Origin of the sequence: Pseudomonas hunanensis (genome assembly GCF_013393325.1) — a bacterium.
GTDB lineage: Bacteria > Pseudomonadota > Gammaproteobacteria > Pseudomonadales > Pseudomonadaceae > Aquipseudomonas > Aquipseudomonas putida_P.
In genome coordinates, this window is record NZ_QJRC01000100.1 from 1 (window position 1) to 21,356 (window position 21,356).

Here is a 21,356-nt window from a genome sequence, read left to right on the forward strand (position 1 = left end):
CGTAGGCTTCGCACACTTCCTTAGGCACTGGCAGCTTGGCCAGGTCTTTCAGGGCGATAGCAGCGGCGATCTTCATTTCTTCGTTGATGCGCTTGGCGCGAACGTCCAGGGCACCACGGAAGATGAACGGGAAGCCCAGTACGTTGTTGACCTGGTTCGGGTAGTCGGAACGACCGGTAGCCATGATCACGTCGCTGCGAGTGGCGTGCGCCAGCTCTGGCGAGATTTCCGGGTCCGGGTTCGAGCAGGCGAACACGATCGGGTTGGCCGCCATCGACTTCAGGCCTTCCGGGCTCAGCAGGTTCGGGCCGGACAGGCCTACGAACACGTCGGCACCGTCAAGGGCGTCAGCCAGGGTGCGCTTGTCGGTAGCGTGGGCGAACTGCGCCTTGTACTGGTTCAGGTCGTCACGGCCAGCGTGGATCACGCCGCTGCGGTCGACCATGAGGATATTGCTAGCGCCCGCGCCCATGCTTATAAGCAGCTTCATGCAAGAGATGGCTGCAGCGCCAGCCCCCAGGCAGACGATCTTGGCGTCCTCCAGCTTCTTGCCGGCGATTTCCAGGGCGTTGATCATGCCGGCCGCGGTAACGATGGCGGTACCGTGCTGGTCATCGTGGAACACCGGGATGTCGCACTGCTCGATCAAGGTGCGCTCGATTTCGAAGCACTCAGGGGCCTTGATGTCTTCAAGGTTGATGCCACCGAAGGTGATCGAAATGCGGCGAACGGTGTCGATGAACGCTTGTGGGCTTTCCGATTCGACCTCGATGTCGAACACGTCGATACCGGCGAATCGCTTGAACAGAACACCCTTGCCTTCCATCACCGGCTTGGAGGCCAGCGGGCCGAGATCACCCAGTCCAAGGATGGCGGTGCCATCGGATATCACCGCGACCAGATTGCCCTTGCCGGTGTACCTGTAGGCCAACTCAGCATCACGAGCAATTTCACGTACTGGCTCTGCAACACCTGGGCTGTAGGCCAAAGATAGGTCCCGGGCGGTGGCGGTAGGCTTCGAAAGCTCTACGCTGAGTTTTCCTGGTCGTGGCTGGGCGTGGTATTCGAGAGCGTCGTTTTTGAGACTCATTGCAGCATCCTAAAAGGGTCTGGCCCCGAGCATTCGGCTGCGCAGACTTGTTTTATTTTTATCAGGAGTTGCCGCGCAAGGACGCTACAGGTGTGCGTGGCACCCGTGTCACCCTCACGCGGCAAACGAGGTGCTTAGAAGATTCGGTCGCTTTTCGCGTAGTGTTCAACTACGTCGATCAACGCTTGGTGAACAACGCTGTGGTCTTGGGTGACCAAGGCCGTGTCCAGCTGGTTCATATACTCCAGCAGCTGGCGGTGGTTTCGTCTGGCGAAGTCAGCCTCTAGCGCTTGGTCTTCATAGATGAGCACGTATGTGCGGCAGAACCCGGCAATCAAGAACGCTGCACAGGATTGGAATGGCTCATTTTGGATGATGGCTTCGCAATGAGCGTTGGCGTGTTTGAACGAGTCGGTACCTGGGAGAGCGGCGGCGAATCGTTGCACCATTTCTGAAAAGTTCATGCTTACCTAAACCTCTTGTTGCTGCACTAAGCACGGTCAGCGCGGGGAGTGAAAGAAAGCCGCTGGCCACGTACCGAACCGTCTACCGCTGTCCCGTCCCACACACGCTCGCCATTTACAAAAGTGGCGACGATGCTCGAAGAAAATGCGGTGTCATCGAAAGGCGTCCAGCCGCACTTGGAAAGCACCTGATCATTGGTTACGTAGTGCGGACGCTGAGGGTCAACAAGAACCAGGTCCGCAGCGTAGCCTTCACGAAGGTAGCCGCGGCGGCTTACGCGGAACAGCTCAGCCGGCGCATGGCTCACGACTTCAACCAGTCGTTCGAGCGTCAGCGCTCCTTGGAATACACGCTCCAGAGCGGTTTGAAGTGCATATTGGACAAGCGGAATACCTGATGGCGCTTGGCTGTAGTTGCCTTGCTTCTCTTCAAGCAGGTGCGGCGCGTGGTCAGTCGCCAATACGTCGAGGCGGCCTTCAGCTAGCGCCCTCACGATGGCATCCCGGTCACGGGCAGTCTTGATGGCCGGGTTGCACTTGATCAAGAAACCGAGACGGTCATAGTCGTGCTCGGTGAAGTGCAGGAAATGCACACAGGTCTCAGCGGTAATGCGCTTGCTTGCGATTGGCCCTGGTTCAAACAGCTCAAGCTCTTCTGCGGTGGAGATGTGCAGCACGTGGAGCCGAGTACCGTGCTTGCGCGCCAACTCAATGGCCAGCCGAGTAGATTTGATGCATGCCTCGCGTGAACGAATCAGCGGGTGCTCTCGGGCTGGAATGTCGTCGCCGAAGCGCGCTTTGGCTTTTTCCAGTTCCGCGTTGATCATCGGGGTATCTTCACAGTGCGTGATGATCGGCACCGGGGACACACGGAAGATCTCGTTCAACACGTCTGGGTTGTCGACCAGCATGTTACCGGTCGAGGCGCCCATGAATACCTTCAGGCCGGGTGTGCTGGCCGGGTCGATGTCACGAATTGCGTCCAGGTTGTCGTTGCTTGCCCCCATGTAGAAGGCGTAGTTGACAACACTCGAGCCAGCCGCAATATCGTACTTCGCTTCCAAGGTTGCACGATCCAGCGCGGCTGGCTTGGTGTTCGGCATTTCCATGAAGCTGGTGATACCACCCGCTGCACAGGCGCGAGACTCACTGGCGATGTTAGCCTTGTGGGTCAAGCCAGGCTCCCGGAAGTGCACTTGATCATCAATCATTCCCGGTAACAACCACAGCCCAGTAGCGTCGATCAGTTCCTCTCCGGGCAGCTGTTCTAGGGCTTCGCCGATGGTATCGATGCGACCATTTCGCACTCGAAGATCACCGACCCAACGAAGTCCTTCATTGACCAGGGTTGCATTACGGATCAGCCAAGCGTTATCTCGAACGGTCATGGTTTCAGCTCCAATGTTGAGTGATACAGCACCTCTGTCGCTGCCAGGAAGTCGTCCAACCCCATCGCCTCGTGAGGGTTGTGGGACCCATGCTGGTTTCGGATGAAGATCATTGCGCTAGGGATGCCGACGTTTGCGAAAACCGCTGCGTCGTGGCCAGCACCACTAGGCGTGAGAACGCCTTTCCAACCCTTATCACGGGCTTGTCGAACGAAAACGTCCGTCCAGGGACCATGCATGGCGGCGGGGGCGGTATCGATCCGGTTGTCAAACTCGAATCGAACTTGGCGAGACGTCTCGATTGATTTGGCCTCGACCAGCGCAGCCGAGTAAAACGCCTTGAGCGTGTCATGATGCAGGCTGCGCATTTCGAGGCTGAAGCTGACTTCGCCTGGGATACGCGAGACAGCGTGGTGGGCAGCATTTGTACCCAGGGTACCAACGGTAACCACCAGGTCGCGCTCCGCCGCGACGTATTCACTCCACAGCTCGTCAATTCGAGCAACGAGCTCACTCACGGCAAATACGGCGTCGTGGCGGTCTTCGCGCGCGACGGCCCCCGAGTGGCCGTCTTCACCTAGGCAACGGACTTGGTTATGGCGGAAATTTCCGCGAATGCCGGGAACGATGCCCAGAGCTTGCCCCATACGTTCCAACGACTCGGCTTGCTCAATGTGGATTTCAAGGTAGCCGGCAAATTGCGAGCGATCGATAAGCCACTCTTGGCGCCGAATTGCCTCAAGGTCTGCGCCCACCGCCTCCATGGCTTCAGCAAGCGTGCGCTTGCTAAAGCGGTTGGTAAGGCAAAGGTCCTGATCAGTCAGCCCACCAAACAGCGCTCGTGATCCGATGTACGACTTGCCGTACCAGGCGCTTTCCTCGCCTCGCAAGCCGATTACACGAATGGGTCGCGCCGTCTCTACTTTTTCCTGGTCCATTCGGCACAGGCAAAGCAGACCCGCCACAACGCCGGCCAGCCCATCGTAATTACCACCTTGCGGGACGGAATCAAGGTGCGAGCCATACCACAAAGCAGGCTCACCATTGTCGCTCTTGCGTTTGAAGATCACGTTGCCAGCGCGGTCAGGCCCCACATCAAGACCATGCGTCAAAGCGAAATCGCTCAGGTAAGCGATGGTGTCGTTTTCGCCCGGGCCGTAGCTTTCACGAGTGATGCCTTCGTGGGGATCACGAGACAGTGATGCGACATCGTTGAACAGCTTTTCGGCCTGCTCACGCCATTGGGCAGTCATGGCAGGGCTCCGAAGGGTTCTGCAGGCGAGTCATCCAGAGCCCCGATCAGCGAACTAATAGAAGAAACACCTTTACGCTCACAGAAGGCCGCCAACTCACCCACCATCGTGTTCATGGTCTTGGGGTGAAGGAAGGTGGCCGTACCCACCTGAACAGCCGATGCGCCGGCATAGATGAACTCCAGAGCATCATCGGCCGTGGAAATACCACCGCAACCAATGATTGGGATTTCCAGAGCCTGGGCGCACTGATAGGTCAGACGCACCATCAGCGGTCGAATAGCGGCACCTGAGATACCACCCATGAAATTCCCGAGCCTTGCACGACCACGCTCGATGTCGATGGAGAGCCCGAGCAGCGTGTTACCGACCACTACGGCATCAGCACCGGAGTCTTGCGCAGCCAGGGCAACCGGTACGACTTCACCAGCATTAGGGGTCAGTTTGACCCACAGGGGGAGGGAGGTGGCCTGCCGCATCAGTGCGACAACATTACGTGTACTTTCGGCCTGCATGCCAAACGACTGGCCGTGGGCTTCCAGGTTGGGGCAGGAAATGTTGGCTTCGATACCCGCCACACCCGGCACGTCACTCAGCCGGGCAGCCAGCTCGGCGAAGCCTTGAGCCGTTGGCGCCGAGATGCTCACGATCAGCGGTGAATCGAAATTCCGGTAGAAGGGAACGACCTTGTCGATGAACAGATCTGCACCCTTACTTGGGATACCGATCGCGTTCATCATCCCGTCCGCCAGCTCACAAACGCGTGGCATCGGGTTTCCGGTTCGCTTATCCGAAGTGATGGTCTTGGTGACCAAGGCGCCAAGTTGGTTGAAATCCAGCAGGTGGATCAGCTCCTCTGCGAAGGTACCCGAGGCTGGCATTACCGGGTTTTTCAGGCGCAGTCCGCCCACTTGTACGCTGAGATCGATCATCACACCACCTCCGCCAGGTCAAATACAGGGCCTTCAAGGCATACCCGCTTACCCACCCTGAGCCCGTCGACTTCGAATACTTCGACGCAGCACTGGCACATCCCTAGGCCACACACCATTTGCTGCTCAAGTGCCACTTGGCCTACCAGGCCAAGCTCTGCGCTGAGCTTTTTCAGCAGACGGGTCAGCCGCTTCGAGCCGCAGGTAAAGAGCGCGCTGGTCTTTTCACGAGCGATGATTTGTCTGAGCAGGTGCTCCAGTTGGTCTGGTGCACTGCTGCCGTCTTCGTCCAGGACTACCTGTACGTCGGCGCCGAGCGAGGCGAATCGCTCACGCGAAAGCAGGCTTTTTTCGCTGCGGGCACTCAGCACGGCGGTCAGTCGGATACCCAGCTGATGCGCAGCTTCCGCCAGTGGTGCGAGCGTTGCCAAGCCGACACCGCGAGCCACGATGATCATGTGATCCCAGGAAGAGTCCAGGTCAAATCCCTTACCCAGTGGGCCCAGAATCTCCAACGTTTGCGCTTCGCGGAGTGTTTCCAGGCCGTAGGTGCCTTTGCCGGTCACCTTGTACAAGAATTCGACCTGACCCTTGCTGGGGTCTGCCTTGTAGGTGCTCATTGGCCGGCGGAAGTACGGTTTGTTGTCGCCTTCGTTTGGGCACAGCAGGTTGAAGAACTGCCCCGGCAGCGACTGGCATGCAGCACCGTCGGCTTGAAGCACTAGGCGCTTGTACTCATCGTTGACCCATTCGTTGGAGATGACGACCGCCAACGTGTCGTTAGGGGGGGTGATGGCAGTGGCCTGGCAGCAACCGGAAATCACGTTCATTGTGGGTGGCCTCGCATTTGTCTAATTTTTTATACAGCATGGTCAATAGAAATTGCCGCCTCAGTGTTGAGGCGGCGGGTAACTCGGTGTTTCAGGGATTGCGTGAGTTGAATCTACCGCAGTCGATTTATTCTGTCTAATTTTTGATACGAATCAGGCGAGGCAGGCTGATAGCCGGCTTCGATGATTAAGCCGGCTGAGCCTTTTTCAGCTGTTCACTCTGACAGGCAGGAAGCAGAAAGACCGTAGCGGCCATCGCCACGACGTAAAGCGACGAGAGCAACATGATCGCGGCAGTGAAGGAGTAATGAAGTGCTACCGCCCCCACAACTAATGGACCGAACCCGCCCGCAGCACGGCCAATGTTGAACAGCACGTTCTGGGCCGTGGCGCGTATCTGCGCCGGGTAGAGATCAGAGATCAACGCCCCATAACCGCCGATCATACCGTTCACAAAAATCCCCATGATCGCGCCGGCGAACAGCATGACGGTCGGGTTATCAAGGTTGGCATAAGCAATGACCATGATCGCTGCGCCTGCTTGGTAGAGCAGGAACATCTTCTTGCGGCCAAAGCGATCCGCCAGTTGGCCGAACAGCCAAATCCCGAATGCCATGCCCAGCACAGTGACTGCAGTCCAAGTACCAGATGCCATGAGCGAAAAGCCGAATTTCTTGGACAAGTAGCTGGGCATCCAGATCATCAGGCCGTAGTACCCAAAGTTCTGCACAGAAGTCAGGACCATCACCCCAACACTGGCCTTGGTGGTCTGCCGGTCTTTGAAAAGGTCAGTGAATCGCCGAGCAAACGGAACAGGATCAGCTGCAGCCTTCACGAACTCAGCCGGCTCACTCATCGTGTGACGGACAATCAAAGAAACGAAAGCAGGCAGCAAGCCGACCAGGAACATGCCACGCCAGCCGATGTAAGGCAGAAGCAATGGTGTGAGAAGAGCCGCCGCAAGAACACCGGCTTGCCATCCCATGCCCACATAAGAGGAGGCTCGGTTGCGCCGGTGTGCCGGCCAGGTCTCGGCGATCAGCGCCATGCCGATACCGAACTCACCACCCAAACCGAAACCGGCGAGGGTCCTGTAGATCAACAGATCCCAATAGCCCTGAGCGATTGCGCAGAGCCCCGTGAAGATGGAGAAGGTCAGGATGCACAGGGTCAGCATTCGAACCCGGCCATAGCGATCGCTCAATTGGCCAAATATCAGCCCGCCTGCCACAGCTCCCAATAACGTCCAAGTCACCAGCGAGCCGGCCTCCGATGATGTCAGCGCAAGGCCGATCGTAATCGCAGGCAGCATAAACCCGAGAATCAGTAAGTCGAAGCCGTCCATTGCATAACCCGTCACACTGGCTATCAAAGCCTTGCGCGGTGACGCATCCTTTTTTTGAACCATGTCGGACGAAGCCATCATGCTTTACCTCTTGTTTTTGTATAGTTTTTTAGACGACCTGACAGAGGGACTCGCCAGACCCGCCACCTGCTGGCACCTCAAGGGCTGACCACAGGTTACTGCTAGCGCCGGCTTTTGTCTAAATATTTAGATTTCACGAAGAGCCCGAAACAGCGAATGCACTAAAGGTGCCATTCGAGGTTGATGGAAAGTGCATCGACATCAATCCCATCGCCCGTGCGGTTGCCGAATTTGTTCCGCCAATACTCGTATCCGGGCCCAACCCAGAACACGTTCTTCTTGGCCCCGACGAGCTGACCTGCGTCGACCATCAAGGAGGTACGCATCAGTTGCTCATCTGCGGTGGGGTTGTTGCGGTAGTCATCACCCTTTTCAGTGTTGTAGCTGTAGAAGCCCTGGAATTTCATCGGCACACTGCCAACCGTGAACGGGACACCCCATGTCAGGTTCAGTTGGTAGAAGGGGTCGAACAGCATCGATGAGTGGTTCCCGGGTAGGTCACAGCTGTCTAGGCCGCAGTGGTTCCATTCCCGTGCGTAATACAGGCTCAGGTCGAGAAAACCCGCCGGCAGCGCAAATTTGAGGGTTGGACCGATCACCACCATTCGCTTGCGTGACTGGAATGCGTTGTTCTTTGTATTCCAGTCAAAACCCAGGGTCAGCGCGACATCCTTGACCGGGCCGAAGGCCAGGGGCTTATCGAAAATCCGGCCGTACTGCAGTTGATTGCGATAAGTCAGGTAGATTTCGGTGGCGCCACTGTCGCTGTCCTTTTTGGGGTCATTGTGATCTGACTTGAACACATCAAGGTTCGCAAATTGCTGGCCTAGCGCGTAGGTGCTGACATGGGTGAGCTGGACGATGTGCTTAGCCACGTCTTTCTTTTTGCCTGGGTCGGAGAAATGACTGCTGTAGCGATATCCAATGAAGGTATCGCTGAACGCTGGGGGTTGAGCTGCCATGACAGCTGGGGTCAAAAAAAGGGCGAGTACGGGCGCGCCGATTCTGGTCTTCATTACCGAAGCTCCAATCAGAGTGTTGTTATTACGCGTTGGGCAGGAAAAAACTGCCTAGCTGTCAGGTCCTAGGACCAAAGCCAAGCAAGCAGGCAAGGAAGTGCTACAAAACGGTGCGGAGTGTGTGCTGAGATACCCAGCCGCGGGTCGGCGCGAGGGGAGTTGAGTAGACATGAGCCGGCCTTTTTTTGTATTTTTTAGACGAACAACTTCACCTGTCTAAATATTGATACACTTGCAGCATGACTTCGTCAAGCCGATCTGGTCGGACACGCGACTCATCCAATAATGATAAGGATTCTCATTGAACCAGATTGATTACCAAGCAATCGGCGAACGTCTCAGGGCTTTTCGAATTGGCCGTCAGCTGAATGCCGATCAGGTTGCAGAAAAGCTCGGCATCTCGCGTGCTGCGGTTTATCGCCTCGAACTCGGCAAAATCGTAAAGCTCGAAACGCTGGAGCGGTTGGCGGAGCTGTTGAAGGTCTCGCTGACCAGCCTGCTGGGTTCAGACACGGAGTACTTCGACAATGCGCTGGGTTACTTCGAGCGCATGAGGCAGCTGGAAGCGAGGTCCAGCAGCATCATCTCCTACTTCGATCCGTTCTCTTATCTCCTGACAACGCCTGAGTACTCTGAGCTGTTCAAAACGATGCTCTACGAGGCCAGGCCTCGGGTTTTCAGCGGTGCTCAAGAAGCGATGGAAGACCAGATACTGAGTATCCTGGACGAGCGGAAATCCACCTTCTTCCGCCAAAAATTCGAGGTCAAGTCCATCGTCGGTCTGCGCCAGATCGAGCGCTATTTGCACATTGGCCTGGTAGGTCGTTTGGACTTACCGCCCAGTGTTCGTATGGAGCGGGCTTTGCTCGCCCGCCGAGAGATCGAAAACCTGATCAGCATCGTGGAATCGAACAGCGATCATCCGAACATCTATCTGATCGACGAAGCGCTCCCAAGCGCCACCTTCCAGATCTTCGAACAGAAAAACACAAGCTACGTAGCAGTCAGCCCCTACCGACTGGGCGAATTGCCCAATCTGCATGTAGGCATTGCTAGCGTGACGTCATCGGCCCAGGCGGTGGACATGTACAAAGCCATGTCTACCGACTTGTTGAGCCGAGCATATTCAGGCCGAGACGCTATGAGGAAGCTCCAGCAGCTGCTGGCAAAGTTGTAACTAGACGTGCGTCGCCCTGGCTTTCCTGGACACTTTTAAGCGACTGATTTTGGTCGTTAGCCAAGCTCGGCAAACGGCCACCTCAACGCCCAGAGGAAGTCAGTCGAGCTAAATCGAGGCTTCTGGGGCACGTATCTGATACCCGGCTCGGTTGCCCGGCGCCGGGTGGATTTGGGGAACGGGCATAGCCCACCAACTTGGCCCAAACATACGTCCGGGCCGGTGATGATTGGTGTTGACCGCTGCCCAAGGCCCCACTTACTTCAGCGGCACGTAGATATCCGTTTGCCACTGCTCCAGCGGCGTTTCCGGGTACACGCTCAGGTACTGGAAGAACAACGGATGGTCGCGCAATTCTTCATTGCTCGATGGCAGCCAGTCACGATAAAGCGGGTAGATGGTTTCGCCGATGTAGTCAGGCGAGCCGATATGCCGGATCACGGCGCAACGCCCGGCCGGGATGACCCGCTCATGCACGGCGAAATCGTTGGGCTGCACAGCCTCATCAATCTCACCGCAAACGGCAAAGCGAAAAGCGTCGGGCGGGGTGGTGTCGGGGTTGTCGTAGGGAATGCCGAACGTGCGGCTGCTGGCCACCGGCGACTGGCCGCTGTGCATGCGCCATTGGCGAAAACGCGCGACGCTTTCGCCGACCAGGCCGGGTGGCCCTCGGTGCTCGAGCGCGGCTACGCGGGTTTCGGCGAAATCCACGATACGGATCTGCATGGTGATACTCCTGGAAAGGTGTGGAACAACGAATACCGCACTCCAGGCCTGCCAGTTCGGCGCCTTGGCGAACACGCTGGGCGCCATGCCAAAGGCACGCTTGAACGCTCTGGAAAAGGCTTCGGGGCTTTCGAAACCGGCGCCGAATGCGGCTTCCAGGACGGGCATTGCGGGTGAGGCGACCAGCTGGTGCGCCGCGCGTCGAAGCCTCATCAGTTGCACATACCGCGAAACCGGAATGCCCATGTATGCCGTGAACTGCCGATGGAAGTGAAACGCCGAGAAGTTGGCGATGCGGCTCAGGGCATTCACCGACAGGTCGCCTTCAAGGTGGCTGTCGATGTAGGCAAGCACGGCTTGGAACCGCTTTGCGTAGGTAGGGTTGTGCTGTGAGTCAGTCAACGAACGGAATCTCCGGAAGGTGCGGTGAGCGCTAGCATCCGTTGTTCAGGCATCGAGGTGCCTAGCCGTGATTGCTCAATCGGGGATTGTCTTGACCATGCCGTGGATGACGCCAGTGTGGCCGGGTGTACCGCGCTACCGGCCAGTTAAGCAAGTTGGGCCGCAAAAGCGGCCCCTGTAACGCTAGCTGACAGGTGGGTCAATCCACCCGCACGAACTCGTTCTTGGCCATTTCACTGCCGCCGACGGCTTCCAGGCGCTTGCCGCCCTCCAGTACGCGCACATTGATCAGTGCAAGCCCGTCCTTGTTGCGCGCCGTGACCACATCATCCTTGCGCTCCCACTCTTCGACCTTGACCTTGCTGCCATTGGCGATGATGTAGTCCTTGGAGAACTCCCACTTTTGCTTGGGGCTTTTGAAACCCATCACCGTGGTGGTGGCTTCGTAAGTCCCTTCCAGGGCGTCGTTGCCGCAGCCGGCCAGTACAAAGAATGGCAGCGCTGCGAGTACCAGTTTGAATGTACGCATGTGATTTCCTTATCGGTTGGTTTTGATGGTGAGAGGCATCATGAAGGCGGAGTGCCTGTAGCAGGTCCATGGACATCCGCATGGGCGCTACGCCGCGGGATTATACAGACCGGGCCTGATCAGCAAAGTTGCATGCACCCGGGTGCTTGAAACCTTGACGAAGTTGTCTGGGCTGGTGGGGTAGAGCAGCCGTGTTTTTCAGGCAAGGCTGCAGGGTGAGTACCAGGGGGCCGCGGAATCGATGTGAACGTGTTTCTGCTTCTTGGGCAGGAACGGGGTATCAAGTGTGCCCAGGGCTATCGAAACCCAGTCGGCAAAATCACCTTGGGACCGTGACCAGAACAAGCTTGAGCCGCACGCGACGCAAAACTCGCGCACTACCGTCGGTGAAGAGGCGAAGGTCTTGATGTAGGTAGCACCGCGTAGTATTCGCAGCATATTGCGCGGCACGCTGCCGTACGAAGCGAATGCGGCGCCATGACCTTTACGGCATTGGCTGCAATGGCAATGGCTCACTGCCTTGGGTGGGGTGAGTAGCAGGTAACTGACCGCTGTGCATAGGCAGCTTCCTTGGTATACCTCTGTCATTGGTGCTTCCGTGCAGGAGGAAAACGCCAGCCTAAACGCCCAGGCTTGATCAGTCGACTGGCCATATCTGACGTCCATCGTGCAAAGGGTGCTTGACCCTGAAGTGGCTGTAACCCTCAGGCTGGTCGTTAGTTTGCCTCTACTAGGAATTCATCATGGACAACCGTATTCCTCCGCCCCTGGTTGCAACCCTGTTCGGTCTATTGGCGTGGTTCGCGGCTCGACACTTACCGGGAACCTTGGCGGTGACTGCCGAATGGCGCATTGGCCTGGCGCTCGTGGTATTGCTAGTAGGCGTAGCTGTTTGCCTGGCCGGCGTGCTTTCCTTCCGTCACGCACGCACCACGGTGAACCCGCTGAAGCCTGAAACAGCTTCGGCATTGGTCACCGGGGGCATCTACACATATACACGCAACCCCATGTACCTGGGCTTCGCCACAGCCCTGATAGCTTGGTCAATCTTTCTCGCCTGGCCGCCAGCACTGCTAAGCGTGCTGGGCTTCGTAATCTATATGAACCTCTTCCAGATCGGCCCGGAGGAACGGGCCCTTGCCAGTCGTTTCGGCAGAGCGTTCACGCAATACTGCAAACAGGTAAGGCGTTGGCTTTAGAAAACGAAACATCTGTCAGCCGAGGCGAGTCCTTGATGAGGTTGAGCCTTTTTCGTGCATCCGGTCAGTGCTGCGCGCTATCCACTGCGATGCCTTCGCCGGATACCTGGGTGTAGCGGGCACTGCGATCGGCAATGGCGTAATGAATCAACCCGCCCAAACCTGCCCCAAAGAACCACGAAAACTGCGACAGCGTATCGAACGCCGGCACCAGCGCCAGCACGATGGCGATCAGCGCAGCCGGGATGAACGCCGCTACAGCGCGCAGGTTGACCCCACGGTTGTAGTGATAGGCAGCCTCTGTACTTTCGCTGTACAGCTGCGGCAGGTTTACCCGGCTGCGGCGAACCAGGTAGTAGTCGGTGACGATGATTCCGTACAGTGGGCCGAGCAGGGCACCCAGGCCGCCGAGGAAATACACGATCACCGACGGGCTGTTATACAGGTGCCAAGGCAGGATCAGCACCGCGATGGCGGCGCTGAGCAAGCCGGCGCGGCGGAAGTTCAGCAGGTTCGGCGCGAGGTTGGCGAGCACGTAGGCCGGGGCGACGAAGTTGGCCATGATGTTCACCGCGACGGTGACGATCAGGAAGGCCAGGCAGGCCAGCACCAGGCCGGCGGTGTTGGGGATGGCGGCGACGATTTCGGTCGGTCCCTGCACCAGCTTGCCGTCGATGCTGAACTGCGCGCCGGCCAGTACCACGGCGATCAGCGCGAAGCCGAGCATGTTCACCGGCAGGCCCCAGAAGTTGCCCACGCTGATGGTGCGACGGTCTGGGCAGTTACGGGTAAAGTCGCAGAAGTTGAGAATCATGGTGCCGTACAGCGAGACCCACAGCGCGGCGGCGCCGAGCACTTTCAGCCACATAGTCGAACCGGTTGGCGCGTTGCCGCTGGACCATGAAATCGACAGGCCACTGCGCCAGTACATCCAGCCCGCCAGGCAGGCAAAGGCGACCAGAATGATCGGCCCGGTGATGGACTCGAAGCGGCGCACCATCTCCATGCCGTAGGCAAAAATCGCCACCTGCACGCACCATATGCCTAAGAAGGTGATCCAGCCCAGCGTCGACAGACCGAGGATCGAGTTCTGGTCGTAGGCTTTGAGGTCTGGAGCGATGGCGGTCAGCAGCACGCGCAGCACGACCGAGGCGAGGTAGGTTTGTATGCCGAACCAGGCGATAGCGATCACCGCGCGGATCAGTGCCGGGATCTGCGCACCATGAATGCCGAAGCTGATACGGCACATGACGGGGTAGGGCAGGCCGGTCTTCTGGCCCATGTAGCCCGACAGGTTCATCAGGCCGTAGATCACCAGCGCACCAAGCGCGAAGGCGGCGAGGATCTGCGCGCCGCTCATGCCCAGTGCGAACAGGCCGATGGCGAAGGAATAGTTGGCGATGTTATGCACATCGTTGGTCCACAGCGCGAACAGGCTGTAACGCCCCCAGGTGCGATTGGCCGCGCGGGTCGGGGCAAGGTCGGCACTGTACAGACGCGGGCTCAACGCCAGCTGATTGGGCTCGGCCGTATCGGCGGGGAGAACATCAAGCTGACCAACATCGGAACGTGAAATCGACGCCATCGGGACTCCATGATGGTTGTGTACTTTTATTATTGAATTTGTATACACACAAGATTCATACCAACCCACGCGTTCGGTTGAGGCCAGCCTTCTATAGCCTTCATTCGGCATTTTTGCGTGATACGCCTCGCCGAGAAGTGGGTATTTTGTGCACATTTTTTGTGCAAAGTTGTTACCGCACGCGCCAGGCGGGGATGCTTACCTGTTCACCAGGTTGAGCTGACGCGCTGAACGGGTGGCTTTCAAGGGAATGTTCGGACTAATCTGCCAGCAGGATTCTATGGGGGCTTTTCGATGTCGCATGTATCGCTCGGACTGGGTCTGTTACTTGCCGCTGCCTTGGTCGAAGCAGCCCCACTGCAGGTGCCCACCCCGGCCGCACTGAGGAGCCAGCTCGAAAGCCTCAAGCCTGGCCAGTTTCTCTGGTACCCGCAGGTTTCGCCGGTAGGGCCGGTGACCGTGGTGGTGAGCCTTACCGAGCAACGTGCCTACGTCTATCGCAATGGCATTGCCATTGGCGTCAGTACCGTGAGCAGCGGCAAGCCAGGCCGGGAAACCCCCACCGGGGTATTCAGCATTCTGCAGAAGAAGGTCGAGCACAAATCCAGCCTCTACAACAGCGCGCCGATGCCCTATATGGAGCGCCTGACGTGGGACGGCATTGCCTTGCACGCTGGCCATCTACCGGGCTACCCCGCTTCGCATGGTTGTGTCCGGTTGCCGATGGACTTTGCCAAGAAGCTGTACGAAGTCACCGGTTTCAGTTCGACGACTGTCATCGTTTCCGATACCAACAGTGCGCCGGTGGAGGTCTACCACCCCGGCGTGCTGGCGCCTACGGTCAGCGATGGCAAGGCCCAAGGCCCGCTGGTATTGAACAACCAACAGTTCTGGAACGACCCAGACCCGACGGCTGGGCCACTGTCGATCCTGATCAGCCGCGCCGACTTGCGGGCCTACGTGTTCCGCGGTGGCCAGTTGATCGGTTCGGCGCCGGCACTTTCGGCTGAAAGCGGCCAGCATCGCAGTGGCATGGCGGTGTATTCCCTGTTGCAAAAGCCATCCAGCTTGGCACTCGATGGCGGGCTACCCTTACGCTGGTCAGTGGTGGGCTTGAGCAACCCGGAGTATGGAAATACGCCTTATGAACAATTGGGGCAATTGAACATCAACCCGGAATTTCGCCGTCATCTACGAGCGGCAATGGACGTTGGCACGATGCTGGTGATCACCGACTGGGCGTCTACTCGGGATACCCGCAGCAATGGACAATTCACGGTGATCAGCACCGAGGGCAGTGAAGAATCTAAACCATTGGTCAAGAAATGATCGGCAATCTTCAGTAAATCAAGCAAAGTAGCGGTTTTTGGCTGCAAACAAGGCAGATAAGACACGTTTTCAACAGGGTACCCTATGTCGATGTTTGAACCTTTGCGCGGAGCCGTCCGGCTCTCGGTGGCCAGTATTGGCCTGTTTTTCTTGAGCGCCTGGCCTGCTGCCTACGCGCAATCTCTGCCTAGTGCTGCCGAGCTGCAGCAGTTGGCGCCGAACGCCAACCTGTCCACCTTGGCCCTGGCCCTTACTGCCTATTCATGCGCCAGTCACAACGACGCGAACAAGTTGCTGACGGTGATCGATTACTCCAAGGCCTCGCGTGACAAACGCCTGTGGGTGTTCGACCTGCGGGCCCGGAAACTGCTGTTCGAAGAGTGGGTCGCCCATGGCAAGAACAGCGGCGCCGATGTGCCGACCACGTTCTCCAACGCGCCGAACAGTTACCAGTCCTCCATCGGCCTGTATGAAACCGGCCAGACCTACAGCGGCAAGCATGGCCGCTCGCTGCGCCTGCAAGGGTTGGAGCCGGGGTTCAACGACAACAGCATGTCGCGGGCAATCGTGATGCATGCCGCCGCGTATGCCGACCCCAAGGTCGTGCCCGGCCTAGGGCGCCTGGGGCGCAGCCAGGGCTGCCCTGCCGTTCGGCCGGCCATTGCCGGCAAGCTGATCGAGACGTTGCAACGCGGTAGCTATGTGTTTGCCTATTACCCGCAGCAGAACTGGCTGAAAACATCACGTTTTCTCAACGCACAGAGCTGCCCGCTGGCAAATCAGTCGCTCGCCAGCAAGTAGAGGCAACGGTGGGTAGTTACTGATTACCCTTGGCCTGTTGCTCCAGGTGCACCTGCAACGTCGGATCGATTTGCAGTGCGCTGGCCAGTTCGTCCAGGTAGGCCCGCTCTGCGGGCTGCTGGTCATCCACCAGCATCACGCTAGCCAGGTACATTTCGGCAGCCATGGCGGGGTCTTGGGCAGACTGTGCCACCTCGGTTGCATCGAGTGGTTTGCTGACCTCCTCATCCAGCCATTGCTGCAGTTGCGGGTCGCTGGTGTGGCGTTTGATTTCGGCGTAGATCAACTGTTCTTCTTGCTCGTCGATGCGACCGTCAGCCTTGGCTGCCGCGATCAATGCGCGCAGTACCGCATGGCTATGGCCTTCGGCTTCGGCGCCCGACAGTTGATCGACCGTACGCATGGCCTGTTGCGGGGCGGCTGCCTGGCTGCGTTGCCAGCTTTGATAGGCCTGGAACGCCATCATGCCCAACGACGCCAGCGCGGCATAATTGGTGCCACCCGCAGAGCGGCCCTGGGTAGAGCCAAGCGCGCTGCCGCCACCCAAAAGCCCGCCCAGTAAACCACCAAGACCGCCAGCGCCACCCGTTGCACTGCCGCCGCCAAGCAGCCCTCCCAGCAAGCCGCCCAGGCCGTCTTGCGATGCCAGGCCGCCGTTCCCTTGTTGCGCTCGCGAGCCTTGTCCGGCGCGCAGCAGCTGTTCGAGTAGATCAGTCGTGTTCATGGCACCGCCCTCGGTCGGTAGTCGTTGCCCAGACAAGCAACGATAGCCCCCTCGAGGCGAACTGCCATGACCGTTTGGCAGACTTGGCCCAGAAGGGCCAAGGTCGGGTCAGGCACCCATATGGCAGGTGCTGCAGCCAGGGTACTGGCTCAGCCTCTCATCACTTCGTCCAATGCCTGCTCAAGGGTGCTGACCGTGCGCTCGATATTGTGCAGCTTTTCGAGCCCGAACAGGCCGATGCGGAAGGTCTGGAAGTCGGCTGGCTCGTCACATTGCAACGGAACGCCGGCGGCTATCTGCAGGCCGTGATCGGCAAATTTCTTGCCGCTCTTGATATCGGCATCATCGGTGTAGCTCACCACGACGCCCGGTGCCTGAAAGCCCGATGCAGCCACGCTCTTGATGCCTTTGCCAGTCAACAGGGCGCGCACCCGATCACCTAGCGCCTGTTGTTCCGCGCGGACCTTGTCGAAGCCGTAGGCTTGCATCTCGTTCACCACGTCGTTGAACCGTGCGAGCGAATCGCTGGGCATGGTCGCATGGTACGCATGCCCACCTTGCTCGTAGGCCTGCATGATCTGAAGCCACTTTTTCAGGTCGCAGGCAAAGCTGCTGCTCTGTGTGTGCTCGATGCGTTCGAGGGCCAACGCGCTGAACATCACCAAGGCGCAGCAAGGTGAGGCGCTCCAGCCTTTTTGCGGTGCGCTGATCAGCAGGTCGACCGCGCACTTGTGCATATCGACCCAAATCGTGCCGGAGGCGATGCAGTCCAGTACGAACAGGCCACCCACTGCATGCACGGCATCGCCGACGGCCCGCAGGTAATCGTCGGGCAGGATAATCCCTGATGAGGTTTCAACGTGGGGCGCGAAGACAATCTGAGGCTTGTGCGCCTCAATTGCCGCCAGCACTTGCTCCAGAGGCGGTGGCGCGTAGGCCGCCTGGCGCCCCGTGTCGACCGGTCGGGCTTTCAGCACCGTGGTGGCCGCTGGGATGTTGCCCGTATCGAGGATTTGGCTCCAGCGATAACTGAACCAGCCGTTGCGTATCACCAGGCATTGCTGGCCAGTGGCAAACTGGCGCGCAACTGCTTCCATGCCGAATGTACCGCTGCCCGGCACTACCGCAACAGCCTGGGCGCCATAGACCTGTTTCAGGGTCTTGGAAATGTTCTTCATCACGCCTTGAAATGCCTGAGACATGTGATTGAGCGAGCGGTCGGTGTACACCACCGAGTACTCGACCAGCCCCTCAGGATCAATACTGGAGTAGAGCGTTGACATGGGGTGACTCCTTGGCAGAGATGTCCGTGGTATCGACCCTGCCCTAAGCCCTGGCAAATGACAAGACGGGGCAGGGCGGTGTGCGGCTTCGGTCGACCTTATCAACAGCCTCACCGGTACCGGTGACCGCTAAACTTTGCTCTAACCGTAGATTAACTATTGCCTGTCTGTTGCTTCAGCCAGTGTTGCACGACGCCAAGCGACTCAGGCTGCTGCAGCTTGCGTGGCCACACCAGATAGAACGACTTGTCGAGCCTGAGCTGCTGAGCGAAGACTTGAATCAGCCTGCCGGCGACGATGTCATCACTGACGAACGCCAGGCTGGCCAACGCAATGCCCTGGCCACTGATGGCCGCATCAATGGCCAATGAGGTCTGATTGAACCGCAGGTTCTTGGCGGTCGGTTGCACGTGTTGCGGAAACACTGCAGCAAGGAACTGAGGCCAGAAGTTATGGGCATCGTGGAGCATGATGAAATCTTGCAGTTGCTCGAAGCTGGCGGGGACTTGGCTGCCCTCGAACAACGCAGGGCTGGCCACTGCGACGATGCGATCCGCCATCAACAGTTCGCTGTTCAGGCCTGCGCCGATTTCGGGCTTGCCATAGCGGACGGCGATATCCACGCCATCGGTGTTGAAGTGGGACAGTCGATCTGTAGCCAGCACACGTAAATCGATGTCCGGGTGGCTTTGCGCAAAACTGCCCAGCCTGGGAATAAGCCATTTGGAGGCAAAGGTCGGGGTAACGCTGACCGTAAGGTGCGCTGATTGTGGCCGCAGCAGGCGTGTCGCCTCATCGATCATGGCCAGGGCACTGCGGATGCTGCCGCTGTAACCCAGCCCTGCATCGGTCAGTGCCAGGCCCCGGGGCAGGCGCTCGAACAGGCGAAGGTTCAGGCTTGCCTCCAGCCCGCGTATCTGTTGTGCAACTGCCGCCTGGGTCACGCCCAATTCTTCGGCGGCCAGGCGGAAGTTAAGGTGGCGGGCGACCACTTCAAACACGCGTAGCGCATTAAGCGAGGGCAATTCAGGGAAACCGTTTGGCATGACGTTGGCAATGGCCGGGCTGGAAAAATTCATTGCCGAGGCTACTCCCTGAGCACCTTGAAAGAAACCCGCGCCAGCGCCTTCAATTCAAGCGCCTGAACCTCAAGCGCTCTTTTCGCGGCAGCGGTTTTTCATCGTGCAGCTTGACTCGTGAAATTTTTAGTGTAATTTTTCATGAAAAATAAACATAAAAATTTCACGGCAGTCCGAAACGATGAAGATGCACGAAGAGGTTGAAGCCCTCGCGATCCTTATTCACGACCTGCGCAAATTCAAGAACCTGACCTTGGGTGAACTGGCCGAGCGCATCAACCGCTCTGTCGGTTTTCTCTCCCAGGTCGAACGCGGTGTTTCACGCCCGACCGTGGCGGACCTCACCGCTATCAGCGAAGCGCTCGGCGTATCCACCGCGTACTTCTACAACCTGAGCAAGCCCCGCAGCATCGGCTGGGTCACGCGCCCCCATGAGCGGCGCACGCTGTACCTGGAGTCGGGCATTACCGACGTGCTGGCCTCGCCGACCATCGCCGGCGCGTTCGCCATGCTCGACAGCCATCTCGAGCCCGGCGCCACCAGTGGCGAGGACTACCTGAGCGATCGTTCCGAGCAGGGCTGTTTCGTGCTCGAAGGCGAGCTCACGGTATGGCTGGACCAGGGTGACGCCGTGACCCTGCACGCCAACGACTGCTTCCAGCTGCAACCCCACGCGCAATTCCGTTACGCCAACCTGACGGAAAAGACCACCCGTGTGCTCTGGGTCTTCAATTGAATTCGTTCACCTCACAAGGATAAGAAGATGAGTGTCATCTTTCCGGATCTGCTGGCTGAAGTGCGCTCGTTCCGAGCAGAACACCCGGCAATACGCTATGTCGACCTGATTGCACTGGATATCCCCGGGCATTTCTATGGCAAGCGCTACCCCATCGACATGCTGGAGAAAGTCGCAGCCGGTGCGCCTTTGAAGCTGCCGCAGAACTGCGTGCTGCTGGGCACCCAGGGTGGGCTCTACCCGATTGGTGACTACTGCTTCGCCGACGGCGACCCGGATGCCGCGCGGCGCCTGGTGCCGGGCACCCTCAAGCCGGTGCGCTGGGAAAAGGAAGTGATCGCCCAGATGCTCATCACCTCCGACGGCACTGCCAAGCCGATCGAGTTCGAACCCCGAGAGGTGCTGGCTCGCGTGCTTCAGCGCCTGGCCAAGCGTGGTATCCGCCCGGTGGTGGCGTTCGAACTGGAGTTCTACCTGTTCGACCGCAAGCTCGATAACGGCCTGCCGCAGTACCCGCGCGACACGGCGACCGGGGACGAAGACGACCAACCGAACATGCACATCGAGCGGCTGTCGCGCTTCTCGTCGGTGCTGCACGAGATGGTCGATGGCGCCAACGAGCAGGGCGTGCCGGCGAACGTGATCACCGCAGAGCTAGGCCCCGGCCAGTTCGAAATCAACTTCTCCCACAGCGACGATGCCCTGAGCGCGGCGGACTGGTCGGCGCTGTTCTGCCGCAGTACCCGGGGTATCGCGATGAAGCACGGCTACCGCGCCAGCTTCATGAGCAAGCCGTACCTGGACGCGCCAGGCAGCGGCATGCATGTGCATGTCAGCCTGTACGACGACGCCGGCAACAACATCCTGGCCGGTGCCGAGCAGCGCAAGCTGCGTCATGCGGTGGCAGGCTGCCTGGAGCTGCTGCCGCACTGCATGCCGATCTTTGCCCCCAACCACAATGCCTACCGCCGTTATGGCGCGATGGTCAACGCGGCGAGCAAGGCCAGCTGGGGTTTCGAAGACCGTGATGCGTGCATTCGCATCCCCGAGTCCGACCCGCGCAACCTGCGTATCGAGCACCGCCTCGCGGGCGCCGATGCCAACCCGTATCTGGTACTGGCGGCCATCCTGACCGGGATGGAGCATGGCCTGGACCGTGGCGTGGAACCCATTGCGCCGTTGAACGACAACCGCCAGAGCGGCATCGACTTCCCCAAGGATGCCCTCAGCGCCCTGGCCGCCATGCGTCACCACCCGGTGGTCAATGAAGGCCTGGGCAGTGAGTTCGTGATGGTCTATTGCGAAAACAAATACCAGGAGCAACTGGACTTCATGCGCCACATCGATGCCCGCGAATACCGCTGGTTCCTTTGACTGCTGCGGT

At 58.7% G+C, this 21,356-nt stretch carries 21 protein-coding genes; 6 read left to right on the plus strand and 15 right to left on the minus strand.

The window, feature by feature from the left end:
- The 8 genes from DM807_RS24545 to DM807_RS24580 all read right to left on the minus strand — a co-directional run.
- Positions 1–1,090: malic enzyme-like NAD(P)-binding protein (locus tag DM807_RS24545; RefSeq protein ID WP_179028071.1), on the minus strand; the 1,090-nt coding region annotated here is incomplete at its 3' end.
- A gap of 134 nt (positions 1,091–1,224) precedes the next feature.
- Positions 1,225–1,554 carry a hypothetical protein gene (locus DM807_RS24550; protein ID WP_012271428.1) on the minus strand — a complete coding sequence of 110 codons (330 nt, stop codon included), beginning with the start codon at positions 1,552–1,554 and terminating at the stop codon, positions 1,225–1,227.
- Between the two features lie 26 nt (positions 1,555–1,580).
- Positions 1,581–2,942: a dihydroorotase gene (locus DM807_RS24555; protein WP_179028072.1), complete on the minus strand. Its 1,362-nt coding sequence runs from the start codon at positions 2,940–2,942 to the stop codon at positions 1,581–1,583.
- Positions 2,939–4,195 carry a Zn-dependent hydrolase gene (locus DM807_RS24560; RefSeq protein ID WP_179028073.1) on the minus strand — a complete coding sequence of 419 codons (1,257 nt, stop codon included), beginning with the start codon at positions 4,193–4,195 and terminating at the stop codon, positions 2,939–2,941. The genes DM807_RS24555 and DM807_RS24560 overlap by 4 nt, the downstream gene beginning before the upstream one ends.
- Positions 4,192–5,127: a dihydroorotate dehydrogenase gene (locus DM807_RS24565; RefSeq protein WP_012271431.1), complete on the minus strand. Its 936-nt coding sequence runs from the start codon at positions 5,125–5,127 to the stop codon at positions 4,192–4,194. Before DM807_RS24565 ends, DM807_RS24560 begins: the two co-directional genes overlap by 4 nt.
- The gene (locus DM807_RS24570) at positions 5,127–5,957 is read right to left on the minus strand and encodes a dihydroorotate dehydrogenase electron transfer subunit (protein WP_012271432.1); all 831 of its coding nucleotides are present in this window, start codon (positions 5,955–5,957) and stop codon (positions 5,127–5,129) included. The genes DM807_RS24565 and DM807_RS24570 overlap by 1 nt, the downstream gene beginning before the upstream one ends.
- A gap of 187 nt (positions 5,958–6,144) precedes the next feature.
- Entirely contained in the window at positions 6,145–7,383 is a 1,239-nt protein-coding gene (locus DM807_RS24575) for an MFS transporter (RefSeq protein ID WP_012271433.1), read from the minus strand.
- A gap of 161 nt (positions 7,384–7,544) precedes the next feature.
- The gene (locus DM807_RS24580) at positions 7,545–8,399 is read right to left on the minus strand and encodes a hypothetical protein (protein ID WP_060493932.1); all 855 of its coding nucleotides are present in this window, start codon (positions 8,397–8,399) and stop codon (positions 7,545–7,547) included.
- Between the two features lie 304 nt (positions 8,400–8,703).
- On the opposite strand from DM807_RS24580, the gene DM807_RS24585 reads away from it, so the two are divergent.
- Positions 8,704–9,579 carry a helix-turn-helix domain-containing protein gene (locus DM807_RS24585; protein WP_012271435.1) on the plus strand — a complete coding sequence of 292 codons (876 nt, stop codon included), beginning with the start codon at positions 8,704–8,706 and terminating at the stop codon, positions 9,577–9,579.
- 258 nt (positions 9,580–9,837) lie between these two features.
- On the opposite strand, the gene DM807_RS24590 is transcribed toward DM807_RS24585, so the two are convergent.
- The 3 genes from DM807_RS24590 to DM807_RS24600 all read right to left on the minus strand — a co-directional run bounded on the left by DM807_RS24590 (position 9,838) and on the right by DM807_RS24600 (position 11,824).
- Entirely contained in the window at positions 9,838–10,707 is an 870-nt protein-coding gene (locus DM807_RS24590) for an AraC family transcriptional regulator (protein WP_179028074.1), read from the minus strand.
- A 199-nt stretch (positions 10,708–10,906) separates the two neighbouring features.
- Positions 10,907–11,236, minus strand: a complete 330-nt coding sequence (locus DM807_RS24595) for a hypothetical protein (RefSeq protein WP_012271437.1) — start codon at positions 11,234–11,236, stop codon at positions 10,907–10,909.
- 198 nt (positions 11,237–11,434) lie between these two features.
- On the minus strand, positions 11,435–11,824 hold the full coding sequence (locus DM807_RS24600; RefSeq protein ID WP_071984316.1) for a GFA family protein: 390 nt from the start codon (positions 11,822–11,824) through the stop codon (positions 11,435–11,437).
- A gap of 155 nt (positions 11,825–11,979) precedes the next feature.
- Here DM807_RS24600 and DM807_RS24605 point away from each other — a divergent pair, with 155 nt between their 5' ends.
- On the plus strand, positions 11,980–12,435 hold the full coding sequence (locus tag DM807_RS24605) for a methyltransferase family protein (protein ID WP_060515368.1): 456 nt from the start codon (positions 11,980–11,982) through the stop codon (positions 12,433–12,435).
- Positions 12,436–12,499: 64 nt separating this feature from the next.
- Here the strand turns inward: DM807_RS24605 and DM807_RS24610 are convergent, their stop codons facing one another.
- Positions 12,500–14,020, minus strand: coding sequence for an NCS1 family nucleobase:cation symporter-1 (locus DM807_RS24610; protein ID WP_179028075.1), 1,521 nt, complete (start codon positions 14,018–14,020; stop codon positions 12,500–12,502).
- Between the two features lie 294 nt (positions 14,021–14,314).
- On the opposite strand from DM807_RS24610, the gene DM807_RS24615 reads away from it, so the two are divergent.
- Both DM807_RS24615 and DM807_RS24620 read left to right on the plus strand, forming a co-directional pair.
- Positions 14,315–15,349 (plus strand): L,D-transpeptidase, encoded by a 1,035-nt coding sequence (locus DM807_RS24615; RefSeq protein ID WP_060493929.1) that lies wholly within the window; start codon positions 14,315–14,317, stop codon positions 15,347–15,349.
- A gap of 84 nt (positions 15,350–15,433) precedes the next feature.
- Positions 15,434–16,150 (plus strand): murein L,D-transpeptidase catalytic domain family protein, encoded by a 717-nt coding sequence (locus tag DM807_RS24620; protein ID WP_060515366.1) that lies wholly within the window; start codon positions 15,434–15,436, stop codon positions 16,148–16,150.
- 16 nt (positions 16,151–16,166) lie between these two features.
- Here DM807_RS24620 and DM807_RS24625 read toward each other — a convergent pair whose 3' ends face one another.
- The 3 genes from DM807_RS24625 to DM807_RS24635 all read right to left on the minus strand — a co-directional run bounded on the left by DM807_RS24625 (position 16,167) and on the right by DM807_RS24635 (position 19,203).
- Positions 16,167–16,874: a tellurite resistance TerB family protein gene (locus DM807_RS24625; protein ID WP_179028076.1), complete on the minus strand. Its 708-nt coding sequence runs from the start codon at positions 16,872–16,874 to the stop codon at positions 16,167–16,169.
- A gap of 149 nt (positions 16,875–17,023) precedes the next feature.
- Positions 17,024–18,157, minus strand: coding sequence for an aminotransferase class V-fold PLP-dependent enzyme (locus DM807_RS24630; protein ID WP_060515364.1), 1,134 nt, complete (start codon positions 18,155–18,157; stop codon positions 17,024–17,026).
- Between the two features lie 152 nt (positions 18,158–18,309).
- Positions 18,310–19,203 (minus strand): LysR substrate-binding domain-containing protein, encoded by an 894-nt coding sequence (locus DM807_RS24635; RefSeq protein WP_069943108.1) that lies wholly within the window; start codon positions 19,201–19,203, stop codon positions 18,310–18,312.
- Positions 19,204–19,417: 214 nt separating this feature from the next.
- Between DM807_RS24635 and DM807_RS24640 the strand changes: the two genes are divergently transcribed.
- Together DM807_RS24640 and DM807_RS24645 are read left to right on the plus strand one after the other, a co-directional pair.
- Entirely contained in the window at positions 19,418–19,972 is a 555-nt protein-coding gene (locus DM807_RS24640) for a helix-turn-helix domain-containing protein (protein WP_012271446.1), read from the plus strand.
- Positions 19,973–19,999: 27 nt separating this feature from the next.
- A complete protein-coding gene (locus tag DM807_RS24645; RefSeq protein ID WP_060493927.1) occupies positions 20,000–21,346 on the plus strand; it encodes a glutamine synthetase family protein in 1,347 nt (448 codons plus the stop codon).
- Positions 21,347–21,356: the final 10 nt, after the last annotated feature.

What these genes read in the sequence shown, in the direction of transcription:
- DM807_RS24630 (WP_060515364.1), bottom strand. Translation starts at nt 18,157, where the DNA reads ATGTCAACGCTCTACTCCAGTATTGATCCTGAGGGGCTGGTCGAGTAC.
- DM807_RS24575 (WP_012271433.1), bottom strand. Translation starts at nt 7,383, where the DNA reads ATGATGGCTTCGTCCGACATGGTTCAAAAAAAGGATGCGTCACCGCGC.
- DM807_RS24640 (WP_012271446.1), top strand. Translation starts at nt 19,418, where the DNA reads ATGAAGATGCACGAAGAGGTTGAAGCCCTCGCGATCCTTATTCACGAC.
- DM807_RS24620 (WP_060515366.1), top strand. Translation starts at nt 15,434, where the DNA reads ATGTCGATGTTTGAACCTTTGCGCGGAGCCGTCCGGCTCTCGGTGGCC.
- DM807_RS24565 (WP_012271431.1), bottom strand. Translation starts at nt 5,127, where the DNA reads ATGATCGATCTCAGCGTACAAGTGGGCGGACTGCGCCTGAAAAACCCG.
- DM807_RS24625 (WP_179028076.1), bottom strand. Translation starts at nt 16,874, where the DNA reads ATGAACACGACTGATCTACTCGAACAGCTGCTGCGCGCCGGACAAGGC.
- DM807_RS24555 (WP_179028072.1), bottom strand. Translation starts at nt 2,942, where the DNA reads ATGACCGTTCGAGATAACGCTTGGCTGATCCGTAATGCAACCCTGGTC.
- DM807_RS24645 (WP_060493927.1), top strand. Translation starts at nt 20,000, where the DNA reads ATGAGTGTCATCTTTCCGGATCTGCTGGCTGAAGTGCGCTCGTTCCGA.
- DM807_RS24550 (WP_012271428.1), bottom strand. Translation starts at nt 1,554, where the DNA reads ATGAACTTTTCAGAAATGGTGCAACGATTCGCCGCCGCTCTCCCAGGT.
- DM807_RS24615 (WP_060493929.1), top strand. Translation starts at nt 14,315, where the DNA reads ATGTCGCATGTATCGCTCGGACTGGGTCTGTTACTTGCCGCTGCCTTG.
- DM807_RS24595 (WP_012271437.1), bottom strand. Translation starts at nt 11,236, where the DNA reads ATGCGTACATTCAAACTGGTACTCGCAGCGCTGCCATTCTTTGTACTG.
- DM807_RS24560 (WP_179028073.1), bottom strand. Translation starts at nt 4,195, where the DNA reads ATGACTGCCCAATGGCGTGAGCAGGCCGAAAAGCTGTTCAACGATGTC.
- DM807_RS24635 (WP_069943108.1), bottom strand. Translation starts at nt 19,203, where the DNA reads ATGCCAAACGGTTTCCCTGAATTGCCCTCGCTTAATGCGCTACGCGTG.
- DM807_RS24605 (WP_060515368.1), top strand. Translation starts at nt 11,980, where the DNA reads ATGGACAACCGTATTCCTCCGCCCCTGGTTGCAACCCTGTTCGGTCTA.
- DM807_RS24570 (WP_012271432.1), bottom strand. Translation starts at nt 5,957, where the DNA reads ATGAACGTGATTTCCGGTTGCTGCCAGGCCACTGCCATCACCCCCCCT.
- DM807_RS24610 (WP_179028075.1), bottom strand. Translation starts at nt 14,020, where the DNA reads ATGGCGTCGATTTCACGTTCCGATGTTGGTCAGCTTGATGTTCTCCCC.
- DM807_RS24580 (WP_060493932.1), bottom strand. Translation starts at nt 8,399, where the DNA reads ATGAAGACCAGAATCGGCGCGCCCGTACTCGCCCTTTTTTTGACCCCA.
- DM807_RS24600 (WP_071984316.1), bottom strand. Translation starts at nt 11,824, where the DNA reads ATGACAGAGGTATACCAAGGAAGCTGCCTATGCACAGCGGTCAGTTAC.